This window comes from Pseudomonas putida S13.1.2 (assembly GCF_000498395.2).
In the GTDB taxonomy this organism is placed as follows: Bacteria; Pseudomonadota; Gammaproteobacteria; order Pseudomonadales; family Pseudomonadaceae; genus Aquipseudomonas; species Aquipseudomonas putida_Q.
In genome coordinates this window covers 1768534-1788620 of sequence record NZ_CP010979.1, presented here as the reverse complement: position 1 = coordinate 1788620, position 20087 = coordinate 1768534, and the positions used below count along the sequence as shown (strand labels likewise).

Genomic DNA, 20087 nt, shown 5'->3' with positions numbered 1-20087 from the left:
GTGTCGCGATGGGCTGCGAAGCAGCCCCGGCCCTCTGTGCATCTGTGCAGAAATCCTGGGGCTGCTTCGCAACCCATCGCGACACAAGGCCGCTCCTACAAAGGGCAGTGCAGGTCTGACGCCATCAATTTGCGGTTTCACCCTCGGGCTGCGCGGCCACGTGCCCGCGGCTGACCCACCAGCCAAACCCCGCCGCCGTGAAGAACATGATCAGGCTGTACAGCGCCGCCGGCACCGCCATGGTTGCGTTGTTCAACAATGAGGGGCTCAGCGCCAAGGCAATCGCCAACGTGCCGTTGTGAATGCCGATTTCCATGCCGATGGCAATTGCCTGACGCTTGGGGATGTTCAACAGGCGCGGTACCCAATAGCCCACGGCCAGGCTCAGCAGGTTGAACAACAGCGCAGCCAGGCCCACCACCGGAGCGTACTCGACCACGGTCTGCCAATCCTTGGCCAGCGCCAGGACAATGGTAAAGGCCAGGAACAGTGCCGCCACCAGTTTCATCGGTTTCTGCATGCGTGCGGCAAAAGCAGGGGCGTAACGGCGAATCAGCATACCCAGGGCGACCGGCAGCAGGACAATGGCAAATACCTGCAAGACCTTGGCAAACTGAAGTGGAATGGCCTGGTCCGAGGCCATGAACCAGCTCAGCGACAAGTTCACCAGCAACGGCATGGTCAGGATCGCGATCAGCGAGTTGACGGCCGTGAGCGTGATGTTCAACGCCACATCGCCATGGGCCAGATGGCTGAACAGGTTGGCCGTGGTGCCACCCGGCGAAGCGGCCAGCAGCATCAGCCCCACCGCCAGGGCCGACTCCAGGCCAAAGCCGTTGGCGATCAGGAAGCACACCAGCGGAAGCAGCAGAATCTGGCAGGCCAGGCCCACCACCACTGGCTTGGGGTACTTCACCACGCGAGCGAAGTCGGCCAGGGTCAGCGACAGCCCAAGGCCGAGCATGATGATGCCCAAGGCAAGCGGCAGAAAGGCGGTGAGCAGGGGCGAGGCAGTCATGGGCAGTCTCTCGGGCGAAGGATCTCGAGCAGTGTAGGTCGGCCCTGATTGATAGCTAATCGCAAAGGGCCAGCTATTGGTAACCGTTTGTTACCAACTGCGGCAATTGGCGAGGCTGCATGCCGCATTGCAGCAGGCCTGCCGGCGCAGTAGCATTCCGCTTTTATCCGAGGATTAGCCTGTCATGCCGTTCCAGAAAGGGCTGCTTGCCACCCCGGTGCCGGCCCATGCCCGTCACCTGTTTTTCACCCTGCAATCGCCCGAGGCGCTGCCTGCCGCTCTGGACACCTTGCTGCCACAGGTCGATGGCGACCAGCTGATCCTGGGTGTCGGTGCACCGCTGGCCAAGGCCCTGGGCCGTGCTGTGCCTGGCCTGCGAGCTTTCCCCCTGCTGGACGCCGCCGTGGAGAACCCGAGCACCCAGCACGCCCTGTGGCTATGGCTGCGCGGTAACGAGCGCGGCGACCTGCTGCTGCGTGCCCAGGCCCTGGAGCAGGCATTGGCACCGGCCTTGCGCCTGGCCGACAGTGTCGATGGCTTCCTGCACCGTGGCGGGCATGACCTGACGGGCTACGAAGACGGCACCGAAAACCCGGTGGATGAAGACGCCGTGCAGGCGGCCATTGCTGCCGATGGGTCCAGCTTTGCCGCGTTCCAGCTGTGGAAGCACGACCTGGAGTACTTCAAGTCGCTGCCCCAGGCTGACCAGGACAACATCATCGGCCGCCGCCTGAGCGATAACGAAGAGCTCGACGATGCCCCCGAGTCCGCGCACGTCAAACGCACCGCCCAGGAAAGCTTTGACCCCGAGGCGTTCATGGTCCGTCGCTCGGTGGCCTGGACGGACCAGCGCGGCGCCGGCCTTGCCTTCGTTGCCCTGGGCCACAGCTTCGATGCATTTGAAGTACAGTTGCGGCGCATGAGCGGCCTCGAAGACGGCATCATCGACGGGTTGTACCGCTTCAGCCGGCCCCTGACCGGTGGCTATTACTGGTGCCCGCCGATGGGCGAGACGGGTGTTGACCTGAGCCTGCTGCTGGCCTGATCACTAAACATCCAGATACAGAAACACCTGCCGGCACGAGATAGTGCGACTAGCCTTGAAAGTTTCCGCTTCATGACGGGAGCTTTTCCATGTACGCACGTCGTGATGTCCTACGCGCGGGTGCCACGCTGGGGTTGCTGGCCGCCGTCAGCCCCTGGCTGCACGCCACCACCCCGGCGGGTTTGCTGACCCGCAAAGTGCCGTCCACCGGTGAGGCGTTGCCCGTGATCGGTGCCGGTACCTCTGGCAGTTTCGAGGTCGAACCCGACTCGGCCCAGTATCAGCAGTTGAAGTCGGTGCTCAAGGCGTTTTTCGAAGGGGGCGGCCGGGTGATCGACACGTCCCCCAACTACGGCGGTGCCGACAGCATTCTTGGCCAGTTGCTGGAAGAGGGCGGTTGGCACCGGCAATGCTTCATTGCCACCAAGATCGCCGCCGACAGCCGGGCCGACGCCGAAGCGCAATGGGCCGGTAGCCTGAAGAGCCTGCGTACCGACAAGGTCGACTTGCTGCAGATTCACAACCTGCGTGACTGGCAGACCCAACTGCCTTATGCACGCGAATTGAAGCAGCAGGGCCTGACCCGTTATGTGGGCATCACCCACTACCTGAACAGTGGCCAGGACGAAGTTGCCCGTATCGTGCGCAGCGAGCCGCTGGACTTCATCCAGATCAACTACTCGGTCAATGCCCCCGACGCCGCCCGCGAACTGCTGCCGCTGTGCCAGGACAAGGGCGTTGCGGTGCTGATCAACCGGGCCTTCGATGATGGTCGCCTGTTTGCCAAGGTCAAGGACCAGGCCTTGCCGGGCTGGGCCGCCGAAGCGGGCATCGGCAGCTGGGCCCAGCTGTTTCTCAAGTTTGCCATCAGCCACCCGGCAGTGACCACGGTCATCCCTGCCACCGGCCGGCCCGATCGCCAGCTCGACCAGCTCAAGGCCGGGCATGAACCCCTGCTCACCCAGGCGCAGCAACAGGCGCTGATCAAGCAGTTTGCCTGACGTCATGCAAGGCTGGCGGCGGCGCCTTGACCAAGGGCTGAACATTCAGCCCGGCGAAGGGCCGGCGGTAATCGCCGGCTTGCTGCTGTTCTACCTGCTGTTCACTGGCTACTTCATGCTGCGCCCGGTGCGTGAAACCATGGGTGTTGCTGGCGGCGTGGACAACCTGCAATGGTTGTTCACCGGCACCTTCATCGCCACCTTGGCGTGCCTGCCGCTGTTCGGCTGGCTGGCATCCAGGGTGCAACGCAGGCACATCCTGCCTTGGACCTACGGTTTCTTTGCCAGCAACCTGTTGTTGTTCGCGGCGCTGTTTGCCGGTAACCCGGACGGTCTATGGGCAGCCAGGGCCTTCTACATCTGGTTATCGGTGTTCAATCTGCTGACGATCTCGCTGGCCTGGAGCGTGCTCGCCGACCTGTTTTCCACCGCGCAAGGCAAGCGGCTGTTCGGCCTGCTGGCAGCCGGGGCGAGCCTGGGCGGGCTTAGCGGCCCGATCCTTGGCGCCTTGCTGGTAGCACCGTTGGGCCATGCCGGGCTGCTGGTGCTGGCGGCAGTGTTTCTGCTGGGCAGTATCGGTGCCGCGCTGTTCTTGCAACGCTGGCGACTGCGCCACCCACTACCAGAACAGGCCGAGCGCGCGGGCTCGCGGCCCTTGGGCGGCAACCCGTTTGCCGGCGCTACCGCCGTGCTGCGTTCCCCGTATCTGCTGGGCATTGCCCTGTTCGTGGTGTTGCTGGCCAGCGTCAGCACCTTCCTGTATTTCGAGCAAGCGCGCATCGTCAGTGAAACTTTTACCGACCGTACCCGGCAAACCCAGGTATTCGGCCTGATCGATGCAGTGGTGCAGGCCTTGGCGATTCTTACCCAGGTATTGTTCACCGGGCGCCTGGCCCGGCGCTTGGGCGTGGGGGTGTTGCTGGTGGCCGTGCCGCTGGTGATGGCCGCAGGCTTCCTGTGGCTGGCCCTGGCCCCGGTGTTCGCGGTTTTCGTGGTGGTAATGGTGGTACGCCGAGCCGGCGAATACGCGTTGGTGCGGCCAGGGCGGGAGATGCTGTTCACCGTGCTGCCGGCCGAGGACAAGTACAAAGCCAAGAACTTCATCGATACCGTGATCTACCGTGGCGGCGATGCCCTGAGCGGCTGGGTCAAGCGTGTGCTGGACGTGATGGCCGACCACCCGCAACTGGCGATGCTGATTGGCGCAGTGCTGGCCCTGGGCTGGGCTGCCACCGGTCGCTGGCTGGGCCGCCAGCAGGCCCGCATGGATAGCCCGCCGCACGACTGACAGGTGCACCAAATATGGGCTCGCCGCTTATTTAACGCCACCGGTCCGAACCCTTCGCAATAAAACGAATCCCGCGATATCGCCGAACTCCGAATCTGTGTACGGCAGCCTGCCGTGCATTCCGAAGTCATACGAGGTTTGAACACCATGGCCACTAAAGACAACAGCCGTACCGGCAATCAACAAGGCAGCCAGGGCGGTAACAAGAACCCAGGCAACTTCGCCAACGATCGTGAGAAGGCTTCCGAAGCAGGGCGCAAGGGCGGCCAGTCCTCGGGCAGCAATACGCCAAACGATCGCGAGTCGGGCCGCAAGGGCGGCCGTTCGTAAATGACCGACGCGCAGTGCCGGGGCTACCTGGCACTGCAATCAGCCAAAGGGGAGTACCCATGCGACTGACTCCACTCATCATCCTCATGGGCTCGCTGACGTTGGTCGGCGGCTGTTTCGACCGCGACAACGACCACCCGGGCAAGGATTCGGACCCAAGCAAGCCATCGCTGCAGATGCAGCAACCCGATACCAAACCGGCACCGCAGCCTGCACCCGACCCAGAACCGATGCCGGGGCAGAAACCGAGCCGGTAGGCCCACAAGGAGCACGGCATGAGGGTGATGAACCGCGACACCGCTCCAATTTTGCCAATGGCCGCCGAGCGGTCCAGCCTGCAACAGCGCTATCAGGCAATGCTGACAGGCCACGATGACGGCAGCGCCGCATGGCTCGACGAACAACTTTCACGTGCTGCACGCTTGCCGGATGACCTGCCTGATTCACCTTCGAAGTTGCCAGCCTGGAGCGCGAGGTGCGCTGCCGATGTCGCCGCCGGCTATGCCGACTACCTGGAGCAACGCCGGCAAGGCGCACCACGTCGCTTCTTTACCAGCCGCGCCCATGCGTTGTGGTTTCTGCAACAGGTTGCACCGACCAAAGCGGTGGATGGGGCCTGGCTGCACGGCACGCTGCATCACTGGGGGGACCCACGTTTCCACGGTTTGATCCGGACTTACCTGGAAGAGCTTGGCAACGGCGACCCGCGTTGCAACCATGTGCTGATCTACCAGCGTCTGCTAGGCGGCCTGGGGTGTGTAGAGGCGATGCCACTGGACGATTCACGGTATCTCCAAGGCAGCCTGCAGCTGGCCCTGGGGCAGCATTGCGACACGCACCTGCCCGAGGTCATTGGTTACAACCTCGGTTATGAACAACCACCGCTGCACCTGCTGATCACCACCAACGAGCTGGCAGAACTGGGCATCGACGGCCACTACTTCCAGTTGCATGTGACGATCGACAATGCCGCCAGCGGCCACGCTCAGCTATCGCTTCAGGCCCTGCGCCAGCTCAGCCCCCAGCACGACCAGCAAGCGTTCTACGACAGAGTGCGCAACGGTTATCGCCTGAACGAGCTGGGTATTGCGGCAGCTGACCTGATCCACCAGTTCGACCTGCAGGATGAACTGTTCGCAGCCCTGGAACGCAAGCGTGTTTACGGCCAGTTCATGCATGCCGACCGCTGCCGCCTGCAACAGCGCACCATCAATCAGTGGCTGGCCACACCTGGCGCCATGCCCGAGTTCGTTGCCGCGTTGCAGGCCCAAGGTTGGATTGTGCGGGGCCAGGACCCGGCCAACAGCCGCTGGTGGAAGCTGATCGAAGGGCCCGCGGCGGTGATGTTCGGCGTGTTCAACAGTTACGAGAAACAACTGTGGCACGACTGGATCGCCGACACCTGGCGCCCCACGATCCGCCGCGTAGCGCCCGGTAGCTGGGGCCTGCCCGAATCCCCGGGCGAATCACAAGGCGAAATGCCCAGTGAAGCACCCGCCGCGTTGATAGGGCGCATGGCCGGCAACCGCCATGCCACACCTGAGGGCCTGGCGGCGACCCGGGCATACATTCGCACCACCGGGCTGCTTCAGGAGGAACCCCGCTGATGATGCTTGATGCCACACACGTCGAGGCCGACCAGGCGTTGCTGCAACTGGGCCAGCGGTTACGCGCCGACGGCTACCGATTTACCTGCGTGACACCCGCGACCCACAGCCGCGTCAATGCCCGCGAGGGATCCGGACAGGCCAGCAGCTTGCGCGACGTGTTCGGCTGGAGCCGACCTTTCGCCCCAGGCCTTGTATCAAATGATGAACTCCAGTTGCTCGAACGCGCGCAGGTACTGGTCCCCAGGGGCGAACTGCTGGGCAGTGCGGTGCGCTGGTCCAGCCTGGACGACCTGCTGCTGGTGCATTCAGCGTTCCCCACCGACACCAGCGATGCGGTGTTCTTCGGCCCGGACAGCTACCGCTTTACCCAGGTCATCCACCAGCACCTGCAGCACAACCCCAGGCCGGTCGAGCATGCAGTCGATATCGGCTGCGGCACCGGGGTGGGCGCGTTGCTGATCGCTCGCGCCGCCCAGCATGCGCAGGTCAGCGCCGTGGACATCAACCCGTTGGCGTTGCGCTACGCCACGATCAACGCAGCGTTGGCGGGGGTGAGCAACGTATCGGTAGCGCCCAGCGACGTGCTGGCCGGCATCAGCGGTACGTTCGACCTGATTGTCGCCAACCCGCCTTACATGCTCGACCGCAGCGCCCGCACCTATCGCCACGGCGGTGGCGCGCTGGGCGCCGAACTGTCGCTGCGCATTGTTGAGCAGGCATGCGAACGCCTGACCCGCCACGGCACCCTGCTGCTATACACCGGCGTGGCCATTGTCGATGGCCGCGACGCCTTGCTCGAAGCTATCCGCTTGCGCCTGGCCGGGCCACAATGGGCCTGGGTGTACCGGGAGATCGACCCTGACGTGTTTGGCGAGCAACTGGCCGAACCCGGCTACGAGCAGGTCGAACGCATCGCCGCCGTGGCGCTCACGGTAACCCGTCATCGCTGAGGCAACATGGCCCGGGCCTGCACGTTCGGCATCGAGGAGGAATACCTGCTTGTGAGGCTGGGCTCGGGGCAGGTTCCGGCAACACCGCCACCTGCGGTGATAGGGCGTTGTCGCGAAGCGCTGGGCCAATATTTTGCCCAGGAAATGTTCCGCAGCCAGATCGAGCTGGCCTCGCCGGTGTTTACCCATCTTCACGAAGCGCGTGAGTTCTTCCAGCACAGGCGGCAGCGGCTGAGCATGGCGCTGGCAGAGGAGGGGATGGGAATTTACGGCGCAGCCAGCCACCCTAGCGCCGCCTGGCTGCGGCAGAAGGCCGCTGCCCCGGCGCATTACCAGCAACTGTTCGACGATTACCGGCATGTAGCCCAGCGAAGCCTGCTCAACGGCCTGCATGTGCACGTTGGGGTTCCGCCAGGTTGTGACCGCATGCAGCTGATCAACCGTTTGCTGGTCTGGCTGCCGTTGTTGCTGGTGCTGAGCACCTCATCGCCCATGTGGGCTGGCCAGCGTACCGGCTACATGAGCTACCGCCGAGTGATTTGCGGGGAATGGCCGCACATGGGGTTGCCCGAGGCCTTGCCAGACTGGGCTGCCTATGAACGCTATCGCGCCCTGTTGCAGCGAACCGGTGCGCTGGCTGTGGATGGCGACTTCTGGTGGGCCATTCGGCCTTCGCGGCGCTTCCCGACCGTGGAGTTGCGCATCTGCGATGGCTGTCCGCAGTTGGAGGATGCACTGTGCATCGCCGCGCTGTTTCGCCATTTGGTGGAGCACGCCATTACTGGGCGCCATGACCCGTTGCCCTGCAACCGCGAACTGCGCTGGATCGCCCAGGAGAACTACTGGCGCGCCATGCGCTATGGGCGCCATGCACAATTCATTGGTATGCACGAGCAACAGCCAGTCACGGCCGAGGGCTGGCTTGGCCAGTTGCAGGAGCAGGTGCCGGTCGACAGCGTGGATGCCGAACGGGCCTGCCAGCATGCCCGGCACCTGCTGCGCGACGGCACCCATGCCGACCAGCAGTTGCACTGCCTGGCACAGGCCATCGCTAACGGGCTCGGCAAGGCACAGGCGCTACAAGCCGTGGTAGCGGCTGGGACTTGCAATTAGCCTGGGTTGGCCGACAATGGCCGCGCCCCTTGCAGCCACGCGGAAACACCTGCTCCATGATGCTGATCAAGCAATTCCCCGACATTTCCCTGGATGACACGCTGTTCGTCTTCGCCCTCGAGGCCGAAGCTGGCGATGTGTTCACCGAGGTGAACACCGTGTTCACCGGCATTGGCAAGGTCAATGCGGCGATCGCACTGACCAAGGCGATTGCAACCCGCAGGCCCAGACTTATCGTCAACCTTGGCTCGGCTGGCAGCCAGCGTCATGGCAAGGGCCAGGTGGTGTGCTGTAACCGTTTCGTACAACGCGATATGGACGTGACACCGCTGGGCTTTGCCCGTTACGAAACCCCCTTGTCGGATATCCCGGTAGTCCTGGAGCATGGCGCAGCAATCCCCGGCCTGCCGCTGGAAACCTGTGGCAGCGGTGACAGCTTCGAAATCAACCATGGCGACGCGCCTTATGACGTGGTCGACATGGAAGCCTATGTGCTGGCGTTGATCGCACGCGGCGAAGGCATTCCGTTTGTGTGCCTGAAGTACATTTCCGATGATGCCGGCAGCGATGCCGCCGGGGATTGGGCGGTGCAGGTGCACCTGGCGGCCGAGGCGTTCAAGCGGGTGCTGTTCAGCCAGGTGTGACCAAGGCTGATCACACCTGTGCCTGCAACCCCGCCAGATAATCACCAAACCCCTCGCGGGCGCGGCTGTCGAGGCGGCTGCTGGTGGCCACGCTGTGCCTGGCGGTCCAGACAATCTGCGCGCCACTGGCCTGAAGGTCGCTGACCAGCTGCACATCTTCATGCGCCGCGAGGGGCTGGAAGCCACCCACGCGTTGATAGGCAGCAGCACACACACCCAAGTTGGCGCCGTGTACATGCCGATGGCCTTCCCGCGCTTCATAGCGGCTCTGGTACAGCTTGCGCAGGGCAGCTTTCTGCCAGGGTTGCCAATACTCGACATGCACGGTACCGCACACCACCTCGGCGCTGCAGGCCAGCTGCGACACCAGCCAGTGCGACGGCACCTGGCTGTCGGCATCTGTGCACGCCAGCCACTGCGCACCACATTCGACCATGTACGCCGCTCCTACCCGGCGAGCCATGCCGACATTACCGGCATCAACCTCCAAAACCTTCACGCCAAACCGCCGCGCCACGGCGGCGCTGCCATCGCTGCAACGGTCCAGCACCACCAGCACTTCCACCTGGTGCCCCAACTGCTGCGCTTGCGTGGCAGCGATCAGCACCGCCCGCAGGCAGCGCCCCAGGCGGCGGGCTTCGTTGTGCGCCGGGATGACCACGGCAATCATGGGCAGGTCTCATCCAGGTCGACCACGCTGGGCTGGCAGGACCAGTATTCCAGCACGAAATCTGCCTCCTCATGCCGGAGCTGCTGATGCAGCGGCAGGTGCCGGGCCAGCATGCGGTGCACCTCCCGGCCGTCCTGTGGGCAACCTACTATGGGGTGTTTCCAGTGGCAGGCCAGAAGGCCGCCGTCGTAGGTCAGGCTGGCCACCGATTGCTCGAGGACCTGCAGCCAGTCTGTTGGGTCGAGGTAGTAACCGACTTCGCTGAGCACGATCAGGTCGAAGCGCCCGCCCGGCCAGTCCGCCGGTAGCCGGGCCATTTCCACCGAGGCGTTGGGCACATCGGCAAGGCGCTCGCGGGCCAGCGCTACGGCCGTGGGGTCCAGGTCCTGGCACAGCAGGTCGGCGCAGCGGTCAGCCAGCAGCGCACTGAGCTCGCCATTGGCACAGGCTGGCTCGAACACGCGCTGATAGCACTGGCGTGGCAGGCTGGCCATCACCAGCTCGCGTTTGCGCTTCTCGTACCAGCGGGTGCGAAAAGCCCAAGGGTCTTCGTTAGTGGCATACAGCTCGGCGAAATATTGCGGATCGAGGCTCATGACAGCTCCATTCACAGGAACACCAGTTCGAAAGGTTGCAGCAGACATTCCATCAGCCGGGGTGGCAGTACTGGCGGTTGCTCAGCGTCCGGCTCCAGCTGGCTGACGTGGGCGGCCAAGGCCTTGCGCTTGCGGGCCAGGCGGCTTTCATCAAGTTGCAGGCGGTGCGCACGGGGCCATGGCAGGCGCGGGTCATCGGGGGCCGCCCAGTGCCAGGCCCAGACCGGCACCTCGGCCAATTGCACCTGGCGGGCGGCGGCCGCGTGTGCCGCCGCACGGCCAACGGCCTCGTGATCGCAATGGCCATCGTTACGCCAAGTGGCCATCAACAGGTCATCGGGCCGCAGCAACTGGGTGAGGTGACTGACCAGGAATGCCTCTTCGCGCGGTAACTGGCCGTCCTTCAGGTGCAGCCTGCGCCAGTCCAGATGGGCAAGGTCCAGGTCAAGCTGCAACAGGGCCTGGCGGCTTTCCTGCGGACGCTGCCGGCGCAAGCGGTGTTCGGTCCAGTGGCTGGAGCCGGGGTGGCTGCCTTCACCGTCGGTGGCGGAAATCAGCACCAGTTCATCCTCACGGCCCTTGAAGCCAGCCAGCAGGCCGCCTGCCATGAGAATTTCGTCATCCGGATGCGGTGCAATCAACACCAGCCGGCGCCCCGGTGGGCACAGTTGCAGGGGATCGAGCCAGGTAGCGCGCGCCAGGTGGGCACCTTGCTGCCAGGCGGCCCACGGGGTGCCAGTGGCGGACTGGATCAGGTTCTGGCTCATAGCTGCCATACCCCCGCCGGCAGTTGGGCCAACTGCTGGCCCAGCACTGCCAGATCACGCTCGGCGTGGCTCTGGCGCATGAATACCGGCAAATCAGCGATCAGCCGGGCAAAATGGCTGCTGCGGCAGAACGGCGTGGCCCCCAGCGCACGCCCGACGTGGCTGATCACGCGTTCCACGGCCTGTTCCACCTGGGCACGCGTGCGGCGTACTTCGAAACTGGCATCTACCCCTGGCTGCCGGTCGATCCAGGCGGCGCATTCGCGCAGCGCAGCCCGGGCACCGTACAACGCAGCATCCACTGCGCCCAGGTGCGCATCGGCATGGGGGTCGGGGCGAGGCTTGCGGCAATGCTCGCGCAGGTAGTCTGCCAGCGCCTCGGCCGCACCGTACCAGCAGGCAGCGATGCCGGCGCCGCCGTGCCAGAAACCAGGGCGGGCAAGGTATTGGCCTGGCATTCCGATGAGGGTGCCTGGCGTGTCGTCGAATGTCACCTCGACGCTGGCGGTAGTAGCCATGCCCACCGCTTGCCAATCTTCGATGGACAGGCCCTGGCTCGGATGCGATAGCTCGATCGCCACCAGTTGCGGCTGGTCCGACTCATCCCAGGCGGTAATCAACGCCCGGTCGATCTGCAAAGCCCCGGAACACCAGGCCTTGCGGCCCTGCAGGCGCACCTGGTCACCTTCGCGCGCCGTGATCTGCGCGCGGGCATCGGGCGGCTCGGCGGCCCACACGCCCCAGATGCCGTCGGCGGCGTGGTGCGCCGCGCCGCACTCAGCCAGGATCGCCAGGGCATCGGTGTGGCCCTCATAAAGCTTGGCCAGCGCCAGGTCGCAGCCCGCCACCCGTGCCAGGGTCTGCCAGCGGCGCAACGTGTTGCCTTGCCCCGGCAGTGGCAGCAGGTCGAGATGGTCGGCTTGCAGCGCCTGGATCAGCTGCGGCAGCTGGGTATCGAGGTTGAGCGGTTGCTGGCGCTCGCCAAAGGTACGTAACAGGCGGTCAAGGGTGGTCAGGTTGAAATCCTGAATGATGCTCATGGGTGTGTCTCCAGGTTCATGTCCAATCGCCGTTGCGCCATCACTTCAGCCCCAGTTGCTTGCGCATGTGCGCGGTAATGGTCTGGCGTACCTTGCCCATGTCGGCCCACGGGTCATCGACCTCCGCCAGGCGCTCGCGCAGGTTGGCGATGTTCCATTGGTTGGCAGCCTTGATTTGCGCCAGTTCCTCGCGCCAGATCGGTACCGATACCGGTAGCCCCTCACGGGCGCGCAACGAGTAGGCGCAGGCCGTGGTGGCGCCTTTACCGTTGCGCAGGTAGTCGATGAAGATCCGCCCCACGCGGTTTTTCGGCCCCGACACCGCACTCAGGCGGTCCGGGAACAGTTTTGCCAGGTAATCGACAATGGCGTGGCTAAAGTCCTTGACCTCGTCCCAGCCCGCCCGCCGAGTCAACGGCACGACCAGGTGAATGCCCTTGCCACCACTGGTTTTCAGGAACACCTTCAGGCCCAGCTCGTCGAGCAGGGTGAGGGTGAGCTGGGTGGCCTCCAGCATGGCCTTCCAGGGCAGCGCGGGGTCAGGGTCGAGGTCGAGTACGAAGCGGTCTGGTTTGTCGAAGTCCTTGTCGGTGGCGTTCCAGGTGTGCAGTTCGAGCATGTTCATCTGCACGGCACCCAGCAGGGTGTCCGGGCGATTGATGACCATCGCCGCCTGGCCGGCCTCGGCCTTTTCGTAGCTGACGACGTTAGGTATGTGCAGCTGGCCTGCGTTTTTCTGGAAGAACAGCTCGCCGGCCAGGCCGTCCGGGGCCCGCACCAGCGCCACCGGGCGTTGCTTGAGTTGGGGCAGGATCCACTGGCTGACGCTGGCGTAATACTCGGCGACCTCGCGCTTGGTCACGCCGGTGGTGGCGTCGATCACCCGGTCGGGGTGGGTCAGGCGCAGCTCACCCAGGTTTTCAGGCGCCTTCGCCTGCTTGTTGCGTTTGGGCACGGTCTTGGCGGGCATGGCGCGCTCCAGGTCAATGGCAGTGGCCGCCTTGTCATCGCGCAGGCCATGGAACACCGAGTGACGCACAATGCCGTCACGGGTCATCTGGGCATAGGCGACTTCGGCCAGCAGCTGCGGTTGCAACCAGTGCACACCTCGCGCTTCGGCACCGGTAGGCGGCTTGGCCAAGGCTGGCTTGGCGATTTGCAGGGGTTTGAGCCGTGCATGAATGCTGGCCAGGGTGGTGGTGCTGAAGCCGGTACCGACCTTGCCGGCGTAGCGCAACTCACCGCTTTCGTTGTCGTGCAAGGCCAGCAGCAGGGCCCCGAAGCCGCTGCGGCTGCCTTTGGGGTCGGTGTAGCCGACGATCACGAACTCCTGGCGTTGCTTGCACTTGAGCTTGACCCAGTCCGGGCTGCGACGGCCGCTGTACAGGCTGTCGGCCCGCTTGCCGATCAGGCCTTCCAGCTCAAGCCGGCAGGCGCTGTCGAGCAGGGACTCGACGGGCTGGTCAAAGTCTGCGGAGAACTTGAGTACACCTGATTCATCGTGCTCAAGCAGTTGGCGCAAGGTGTCGCGCCGGCCCTGCAGCGCTACCTGGCGCAAGTCCTGCCCACCCAGGAACGGCAAGTCGAACAGGTAATAGGTGATGTTTTCGTCGTGCTCGGTGTCGAAGGCATTCTGCAACGCCTGGAAATCGGCTGCGCCATTCTCGTCAGCCACCACCATTTCACCATCGAGCCAGGCCGAATCGATGCCCAGCTCGCGCAAGGCGGCGACCTGCCGGGGCATCTTGCTGCTCCAGTCATGGCGATTGCGGGTGAACAGGCGAATGTCCTTGCCGTCGATACGGGCCAGGATACGGTAGCCGTCGAACTTGACCTCGTAGCGCCAGTCGCCACTGGGTGGCGTGTCGACCAAGGTGGCCAGCTGCGGCTGCAGCTGTGCAGGCAAGGGCACTTTCGGGCCTTTACCGGTGCGTTTACGGCTGGCGCGCGGTGCGGCAGCCTTTTTCGCAGCGGCCTTGCGCGGTACCAGGGTACGGTCGCTGAGTACGCTGTCGGGCTGGGCCTCGACGATACTGTAGTCGGCCTCGCTGCGTGCCTGGTCATCGTGCGATTTCACTAGCATCCATTGCTCTTTCTTGCCGTCCAGGCGGGTACGAAACAGGTTCCACACGCCGCTGAGCTTTTCGCCCTGCAGGCGGAAACGCAGTTTGCCTTTGGCGTAGGCCTCCTGCGCATCGCCTTCGGGCTCCCATATGCCGCGATCCCACACAATTACATCACCGGCGCCATAGTGGCCTTCGGGGATATGCCCCTCGAAGTCGGCGTAATCCAGCGGGTGGTCCTCGACGTGTACGGCCAGGCGGCGCACCTTGGGGTCCAGCGACGGGCCCTTGGGCAGCGCCCAGCTTTTCAGGGTGCCATCCAGTTCCAGGCGGAAGTCATAGTGCAGGTGGCTGGCGTCGTGTTTCTGGATGCAGAACTGCAGCGCATGCCCCCGTTTGCCACGGCTGCGCTTGCCGCTGGGCTCGGGCGTGGCGTTGAAGTCGCGCTTGCGCGCATATTCCTGCAGGGGCTTGGCCATGGCGGTTTCCGGGCAGTTCGCAGTCTCTAAGGTGGGAGGCGCCGCGCGGGGTGGTAGTTCAAAAAACTCTGAATCTTCCACAAGCCGGCGCAGTCGACTTAATGAAGCCACCTGACGGAGAACGCACATGGCACGCGCAGATGAACCAAAGCCGTATACCCCCCCAGAAATCGACGACACCGAAGACCGCATGGGCAGCGTCCATGAGCTCGACTTCGATGAACGCCTGGACGAACGTGAAGGGCGTGTAGGCGACGAGCGACCGGCCGATGAAGTCGCCCGGGAGTTTCCACCTCGGCGCGTGGCCGAAAGCGGCATGACCGGCGGCGAGGCGCTGAGCGACAGCCTGCATGAGGACAATGTCACCTATGACGACCTGAGCCCGGATACTTTGCTGGACGAAACCGGTGCCCGCGACCCGCACGAGCCGGGTGGCAGCGGTGGCCCGGCAGACCAGAGCTTGCGGCAGGTGGACGCCGACGAGATCGGTGGCGGCATAGGCCTGGACGAGGCCGAGCTGGCGCGATCTGCACCGCTGGATGGCGTGCCCTGGACCGACGCTGTGATTGACGACGAGGAGAGCAAGCCATGAACGAACAACGCTGTGCCTGCGCGCATTGTTCCTGCACCGTGGATGCTACTGCCTTGCGGCGCGACGGCAAGGCCTATTGCTGCGAAGCCTGCGCCAGCGGGCACCGCGGTGGTGATGCGTGCCGGATGCAGGGCTGCCATTGTGGCGACAAGCCGGGGGAGAGTGCGACAGACAATCCGGTGAATGAAACAATGCGGGGCTGATGCAGGCACTGCACCTGTGGGAGCGGGTTTACCCGCGAAGGCTACAACGCGGTGGATGGCACCGGCGTTGCCGGTGTTCGCGGCTAAAGCCGCTCCCACAATGACTGCACCGACTTACAAAATCTGAGCGAGATTATTTCCCCCAGGATTCAATGGGTCTGCCAGATGCCGTTATTACGCTCGCAATCGGTGCGGGCCTGGCCCAGGCTGGGGGTGTCGTAGTAATAGGTGATCACCCGCGCATCCTTGGGCAAAGCCGGTTTGTCGCCACCGATGGATTTGGGATTGGCCAGCGTTTCCTGGGTCAAAGGCGCAATGCAGCTGCCAACGCTGCCATCGGCACAGCGCGCTACCTTGCTCTTTTCGCTATTGAGCATGTCCTTGCTCTCGTTGCTGCACGACCAGTTGATGGCTTCGGCTGGGAGGTTGCTGTAGCTGTAGCAGGTGTGCCGCTCCACCGGCGTTACCGCGTCGCTGGACGAGCGGGTCAGCACGTCGCAGCCTTCGGCCATGGCCTGGCCACCGGCCAGGCTGGCAACCATCAATATCAAGACATGTATACGCATTTTCCACCTCCAGGGCCAACGGCCCTTGTCAGGTCTGGGCGGGCTTGTCGCCCTGGCGCATGGCCTTGGCGCGCTTTTCCAGGATCAGGTAGGTCACCACTGCCAGCAGCAGCGGTATCAGGTAGTACAGCGTGCGGTAGCCGAGCAGGGCAGCCACCAGCGTGCCCTGGGCCATCTGCCCGTGCAGCAGTGCCAGGAACACCGCTTCAAGCACGCCCAACCCCGCTGGGATATGCGCAACCACACCCGCCACGCAGCTGATCAGCAGGATGCCGAGAATTGACGGGTAGAACGCTTCACCCGGCAGCAACCAGAAGATCAGCAGCGCCATCAGCGCCCAGTTGCTGGCGCCCAGCGCCACCTGGCACAGGGCCAGGCGCAGCGACGGGAGCGTCACCTCGTGTTCGCGCCAGCGCCAGGTGCGCTTGCTGGCAAAACCACAGGCCAGCAGGTAACCCCCTGCGATCGCCAACAGCAGCAGGCCGATCAGGCGCAGGCCTGTAGCGCCCACCGCCCAGTTGCTGGGCAGCTCGACCAGGCCCAGGGCAAATACAGTGCCGGCCAACAGCATGTAACCCATCCAGTTGGTCAACAGGCCCAAGGTGAGGATACGTGTAATGGTCGCGGTATCCAGGCCCAGGCGGCCATAAAGCCGGTAGCGCAACGCAACGCCGCCTACCCAGGTGGTGAAGTTGAGGTTGAAGGCGTAGCACACGAAAGCCACTGGCAGCACCTGCCGGGCGGGTAGGTGGTGACCGGTGTAAGCCCGTGCCAGCAGGTCGTAGCTGGCAAATGTCAGGTAGCTGCACAGCGCAAGCGCCAGGCCGATGGCCAGGGTGCCAGGCTTGTAGGCCAGCAATGACTGGCGCACTTCGTTCCAGTCCAGGTTGCGTGCCAAGACGAACAGCAGCACAGGTATGAGAATCAGGAACGCCAGCGTGAACAGGCGTTTGCCCCAGGTTTGCCAGCCTTTGCGCGCCATCACGTATTGCCCTCGTGCAGGTCGCCCTGGGCTTCGACTTCCGGCTGCACCGAGCGCAGGCGCTGGCGGTGCGCGGGGAACCAGCCAGCAATGCGCGGAAAATTCCGGATGACGTGGAAACACATGAAAATCAGCGGTGCGCGCCACCAGTAACCTCGGATCATGCGCTCCAGGGTCACCGGCTTGCATTGCTCGCTGGCCAGGGCCTGCAGGTGCTGGTTCAGTTGCTGGTTGAAGGCGCGGTCACGGATGAACAGGTTGGCCTCCAGGTTGAACGACAGGCTCAGCGGGTCGAGGTTGCTGGAGCCCACGGTGGCCCACTCGTCGTCCACCAGTGCAACCTTGCCGTGCAGGGGCCGCTGGCAGTACTCGTGAATCATCACGCCGTCGCGCAGCAGGTAGTTGTACAGCAGCCGTGAAAGTGCGCGGACCCAGCGCATGTCGGGCTGGCCCTGCAAGATCAACCGCACCTCCACGCCACGCCTGGCCGCGTTGCGCAGCTCACGCATCAGCCGGTAGCCCGGGAAGAAGTACGCATTGGCAACCACGATGCGCTGCTTGGCGCCACGAAATGCCTGGAGGTAGTGGTTTTCTATATCGGTACTGCGCAGCCCGTTGTCGCGTTCGACCAGCACGGCGGTGCTGGCCCCGGCAGGTTGGGTAACCGGGCGTACCGCGCTGGGTGGCTGCAGCACCGGCGACATCAGGCGCTTGCTGGCGGCATGCACCTGCGCCACCACCGGGCCGGTGACCTCCACGGCATAGTCCTGCTTGGCCATGGCGCCAAAATCGCCCAGATGGTCGGCGCTGTAGTTGATGCCGCCGATGAAGGCCCGCTCACCATCGACTACCACGATCTTGCGGTGCAGGCGCCGGAACAGGTTGGTGCGCATGCCCACCAGTCGGGGCTGTGGGTCGAATGCGTGGAAGCTCACGCCCGCATCGGTCATGGCCGAGATAAAACCGGCGGGCAGGTCGGCAGTACCGTAGCCATCCACCGCCACTTCAACCCGCACACCGCGCCGGGCAGCGTCGATCAGCACCTGTTGCAATTGCTGGCCGACCTTGTCGTCAAAGATGATGAAGGTCTCCAGCAGTATTTCTTCGCGCGCCTGGGCCATGGCCTCGAATACGCGGGGGTAGTATTGCTCACCATTGATCAGCAACTGCACGCTGTTGCCGTCCACCCAAGGTCGATTCACAGGTTGATCTCCGCAGCCAGTGGGGCGTGGTCGGACAGGTGCGACCACGGGTAATTCGACAACACCTTCGCAGTGCTGGGCATGGCGTTGCGCAAATAGATGCGGTCCAGGCGCAGCAGTGGCAGGCGCGCGGGGAAACTGCGCGCCGGGGTGCCGAAGTGCTCGCCGAAAACCTCTATCAGGTGTTCGCACAGCACAGCATCCGCTTTCAGCCGCCAGTCGTTGAAATCGCCAGCGATGATGACCGGTGCTTTCGGCGGCAGGCTGGCCAGCAGGTCGAGCATCAGCTTTACCTGGCGTTGCCGGTGGGCTTCGCGCAGCCCCAGGTGCACGCACACCGCATGCACCTGGTCATGGCCCGGCACGTCCAGCTGGCAGTGCAGCAGGCCGCGCTGCTCATTGCCCTGGACTGACACATCCAGGTTGTTGAAGTGACTGATGGGGAATTTCGACAGCAGCGCGTTGCCGTGGTCGCCATGCGGGTACACCGCATTGCGGCCGTAGGCGAACTGCGGCCACATGCTGTCGGCGAGAAATTCATACTGCGGCGTTTCTGGCCAGGCCGGGTGGCGCAGGGCGTGCTGTTGGTGGCTGCCGTGCACCTCCTGGAGAAACACCAGGTCGGCGCCAGTGGCACGCACGGCCTCGCGCAACTCGGGCAGGATGAAGCGCCGGTTGAAGAAGGTGAAGCCCTTGTGCACGTTCAGTGTCAGCACGTTGAGCCGGCGTACCGCAGTGACCTTGTCGATGATGCAGCGTGGGGCGGGCAGGGTCTTGTTCACAAGGCCACCTCCGGCAGTACGCCCGGTTCGGTCATCAGTTCATGGTCCAGCGACAGCTTCTGCAGCAGGCGGCGCGCATCGTAGGGGGCGTGAACTTTCTGGTCGTTGTCGAAATAGCAATAGACATCGCGCGTCGCCCGGCGTGGCGGGGAGCCCTGGACGATCAATTGCGCATCATCGGCCTGGCTACCCTGGCTCCAGCGCTGGATGCGCTGCTTCCAGCGCCTGAGTGCGTTTGCGGTATACCCACTGCTGTAGAGCTCGACATCGCCATGCAGGCGCATGTACACAAAGTCGGCGGTAACGTCTTCTACGTAGGGCCATTTACCTGCGCTGTCGGCAACCACCAAAGCGACCCGATGCTTGCGCAACAGCTTGATGAAGGCCTCACACAGGAAGCTCTCATTACGGATCTCCACAGCATGACGCAAGCGTGCATTGCCTCGAATGTTCAGGCTGCCGTTGCCTTGCAGGCGGGCCGCGCAGTGTTCGGCACATTCACGAGCCGCCTTGTGATTACGCGGCAGCAGTTCGAGAAAACGGGCAAACCGCTCTTCATCGAACTTCATGTTGGGCGGAAACTGCCAAAGGATCGGGCCGAGCTTTTTGCCTAGCAAAAGTGGCCCAGAGGCGAAAAAGTTGGCCACCGGCTCTTCGATCTCCTTCAGCCGCCGTACATGCGTGATATAGCGCGGCCCCTTGACCGCAAACACGAAGTCTTCCGGCGTCTCGTCACGCCAGCCCTGATAACGTTCGGGAGTTTGCAGGCTGTAGAACGAGCCATTTATCTCGATGCTGTTAAGCGCCCGCGAAGCGAATGCCAGTTCGTCATCCTGCCTCAGGCCCTTGGGGTAGAAGTCCTTGCGCCAGGGGCCATAGCGCCACCCGGAGATACCGATGCGGATATCGCTCACGCTGCCGTCCTCATGCCGGTTCTAGTTCGGTCGCTCTAAGGTGCGACTGGAAAAGACCGGTCAGGGTTCATCACGCTTGACCAACGGGTAAGACTCAGGCCGAGTTGAACTTTGCGGCGCCTTGCGTTTCCACCGCATACCCGCTTTGTGGAAGGGTGCGAGCATGAAATCCGACGGTTTTGCCCCCTGGCTGGCCAATCGGGCCGCCCGCCCGCTGAGCGTGGGTGACGAT

21 protein-coding genes and 1 pseudogene are annotated in these 20087 nt (G+C 63.9%); 11 read left to right on the top strand and 11 right to left on the bottom strand.

The window, feature by feature from the left end; translation table 11 throughout:
* Window positions 1–124: 124 nt before the first annotated feature.
* The gene (locus tag N805_RS08145) at window positions 125–1018 is read right to left on the bottom strand and encodes a bile acid:sodium symporter family protein (protein WP_019470745.1); all 894 of its coding nucleotides are present in this window, start codon (window positions 1016–1018) and stop codon (window positions 125–127) included.
* 184 nt (window positions 1019–1202) lie between these two features.
* Here N805_RS08145 and N805_RS08140 point away from each other — a divergent pair, with 184 nt between their 5' ends.
* From N805_RS08140 to N805_RS08100, 9 genes and pseudogenes are all read left to right on the top strand, one after another.
* On the top strand, window positions 1203–2063 hold the full coding sequence (locus N805_RS08140) for a Dyp-type peroxidase (protein ID WP_019470746.1): 861 nt from the start codon (window positions 1203–1205) through the stop codon (window positions 2061–2063).
* Between the two features lie 89 nt (window positions 2064–2152).
* On the top strand, window positions 2153–3064 hold the full coding sequence (locus N805_RS08135; protein ID WP_019470747.1) for an aldo/keto reductase: 912 nt from the start codon (window positions 2153–2155) through the stop codon (window positions 3062–3064).
* Between the two features lie 4 nt (window positions 3065–3068).
* Window positions 3069–4352: an NTP/NDP exchange transporter gene (locus N805_RS08130; protein ID WP_019470748.1), complete on the top strand. Its 1284-nt coding sequence runs from the start codon at window positions 3069–3071 to the stop codon at window positions 4350–4352.
* 204 nt (window positions 4353–4556) lie between these two features.
* Window positions 4557–4682 (top strand): annotated as a pseudogene (locus tag N805_RS08125) (general stress protein); the annotation flags it as partial.
* Between the two features lie 59 nt (window positions 4683–4741).
* The gene (locus N805_RS08120) at window positions 4742–4939 is read left to right on the top strand and encodes a hypothetical protein (protein WP_019470750.1); all 198 of its coding nucleotides are present in this window, start codon (window positions 4742–4744) and stop codon (window positions 4937–4939) included.
* Window positions 4940–4957: 18 nt separating this feature from the next.
* Entirely contained in the window at window positions 4958–6289 is a 1332-nt protein-coding gene (locus N805_RS08115; protein WP_019470751.1) for an iron-containing redox enzyme family protein, read from the top strand.
* Complete coding sequence (locus N805_RS08110; RefSeq protein WP_019470752.1) at window positions 6289–7242, top strand: methyltransferase; 954 nt, start codon at window positions 6289–6291, stop codon at window positions 7240–7242. The genes N805_RS08115 and N805_RS08110 overlap by 1 nt, the downstream gene beginning before the upstream one ends.
* Before the next feature lie 6 nt (window positions 7243–7248).
* The gene (locus N805_RS08105; protein ID WP_019470753.1) at window positions 7249–8355 is read left to right on the top strand and encodes a carboxylate-amine ligase; all 1107 of its coding nucleotides are present in this window, start codon (window positions 7249–7251) and stop codon (window positions 8353–8355) included.
* 56 nt (window positions 8356–8411) lie between these two features.
* On the top strand, window positions 8412–8999 hold the full coding sequence (locus tag N805_RS08100; protein WP_019470754.1) for a nucleosidase: 588 nt from the start codon (window positions 8412–8414) through the stop codon (window positions 8997–8999).
* 10 nt (window positions 9000–9009) lie between these two features.
* On the opposite strand, the gene N805_RS08095 is transcribed toward N805_RS08100, so the two are convergent.
* Genes N805_RS08095 through ligD form a run of 5 tightly spaced genes read right to left on the bottom strand, consistent with a single transcriptional unit; the run spans window position 9010 to window position 14614 of the window.
* The gene (locus tag N805_RS08095) at window positions 9010–9669 is read right to left on the bottom strand and encodes a glycosyltransferase (protein ID WP_019470755.1); all 660 of its coding nucleotides are present in this window, start codon (window positions 9667–9669) and stop codon (window positions 9010–9012) included.
* Window positions 9666–10265, bottom strand: a complete 600-nt coding sequence (locus N805_RS08090) for a class I SAM-dependent methyltransferase (RefSeq protein WP_019470756.1) — start codon at window positions 10263–10265, stop codon at window positions 9666–9668. Before N805_RS08090 ends, N805_RS08095 begins: the two co-directional genes overlap by 4 nt.
* 11 nt (window positions 10266–10276) lie before the next feature.
* Window positions 10277–11032: a PIG-L deacetylase family protein gene (locus tag N805_RS08085; protein WP_019470757.1), complete on the bottom strand. Its 756-nt coding sequence runs from the start codon at window positions 11030–11032 to the stop codon at window positions 10277–10279.
* A complete protein-coding gene (locus N805_RS08080) occupies window positions 11029–12072 on the bottom strand; it encodes an acyl-CoA dehydrogenase family protein (RefSeq protein ID WP_019470758.1) in 1044 nt (347 codons plus the stop codon). Before N805_RS08080 ends, N805_RS08085 begins: the two co-directional genes overlap by 4 nt.
* Before the next feature lie 40 nt (window positions 12073–12112).
* The gene (gene ligD / locus N805_RS08075; protein ID WP_019470759.1) at window positions 12113–14614 is read right to left on the bottom strand and encodes a DNA ligase D; all 2502 of its coding nucleotides are present in this window, start codon (window positions 14612–14614) and stop codon (window positions 12113–12115) included.
* A gap of 127 nt (window positions 14615–14741) precedes the next feature.
* On the opposite strand from ligD, the gene N805_RS08070 reads away from it, so the two are divergent.
* Both N805_RS08070 and N805_RS29730 read left to right on the top strand, forming a co-directional pair.
* Complete coding sequence (locus tag N805_RS08070; protein WP_019470760.1) at window positions 14742–15206, top strand: hypothetical protein; 465 nt, start codon at window positions 14742–14744, stop codon at window positions 15204–15206.
* The gene (locus tag N805_RS29730; protein ID WP_019470761.1) at window positions 15203–15409 is read left to right on the top strand and encodes a metallothionein; all 207 of its coding nucleotides are present in this window, start codon (window positions 15203–15205) and stop codon (window positions 15407–15409) included. Before N805_RS08070 ends, N805_RS29730 begins: the two co-directional genes overlap by 4 nt.
* 149 nt (window positions 15410–15558) lie before the next feature.
* On the opposite strand, the gene N805_RS08065 is transcribed toward N805_RS29730, so the two are convergent.
* From N805_RS08065 to N805_RS08045, 5 genes are read right to left on the bottom strand one after another with little or no spacing between them, the layout of a single operon-like run.
* On the bottom strand, window positions 15559–15975 hold the full coding sequence (locus tag N805_RS08065; RefSeq protein WP_026034382.1) for a hypothetical protein: 417 nt from the start codon (window positions 15973–15975) through the stop codon (window positions 15559–15561).
* A gap of 28 nt (window positions 15976–16003) precedes the next feature.
* Window positions 16004–16957: a lysylphosphatidylglycerol synthase domain-containing protein gene (locus N805_RS08060; RefSeq protein WP_019470763.1), complete on the bottom strand. Its 954-nt coding sequence runs from the start codon at window positions 16955–16957 to the stop codon at window positions 16004–16006.
* On the bottom strand, window positions 16957–18159 hold the full coding sequence (clsB, locus tag N805_RS08055) for a cardiolipin synthase ClsB (protein ID WP_019470764.1): 1203 nt from the start codon (window positions 18157–18159) through the stop codon (window positions 16957–16959). Before clsB ends, N805_RS08060 begins: the two co-directional genes overlap by 1 nt.
* Entirely contained in the window at window positions 18156–18941 is a 786-nt protein-coding gene (locus N805_RS08050) for an endonuclease/exonuclease/phosphatase family protein (protein WP_019470765.1), read from the bottom strand. The genes clsB and N805_RS08050 overlap by 4 nt, the downstream gene beginning before the upstream one ends.
* Window positions 18938–19855 carry a DUF72 domain-containing protein gene (locus N805_RS08045; RefSeq protein ID WP_019470766.1) on the bottom strand — a complete coding sequence of 306 codons (918 nt, stop codon included), beginning with the start codon at window positions 19853–19855 and terminating at the stop codon, window positions 18938–18940. The genes N805_RS08050 and N805_RS08045 overlap by 4 nt, the downstream gene beginning before the upstream one ends.
* Between the last annotated feature and the right edge of the window lie 232 nt (window positions 19856–20087).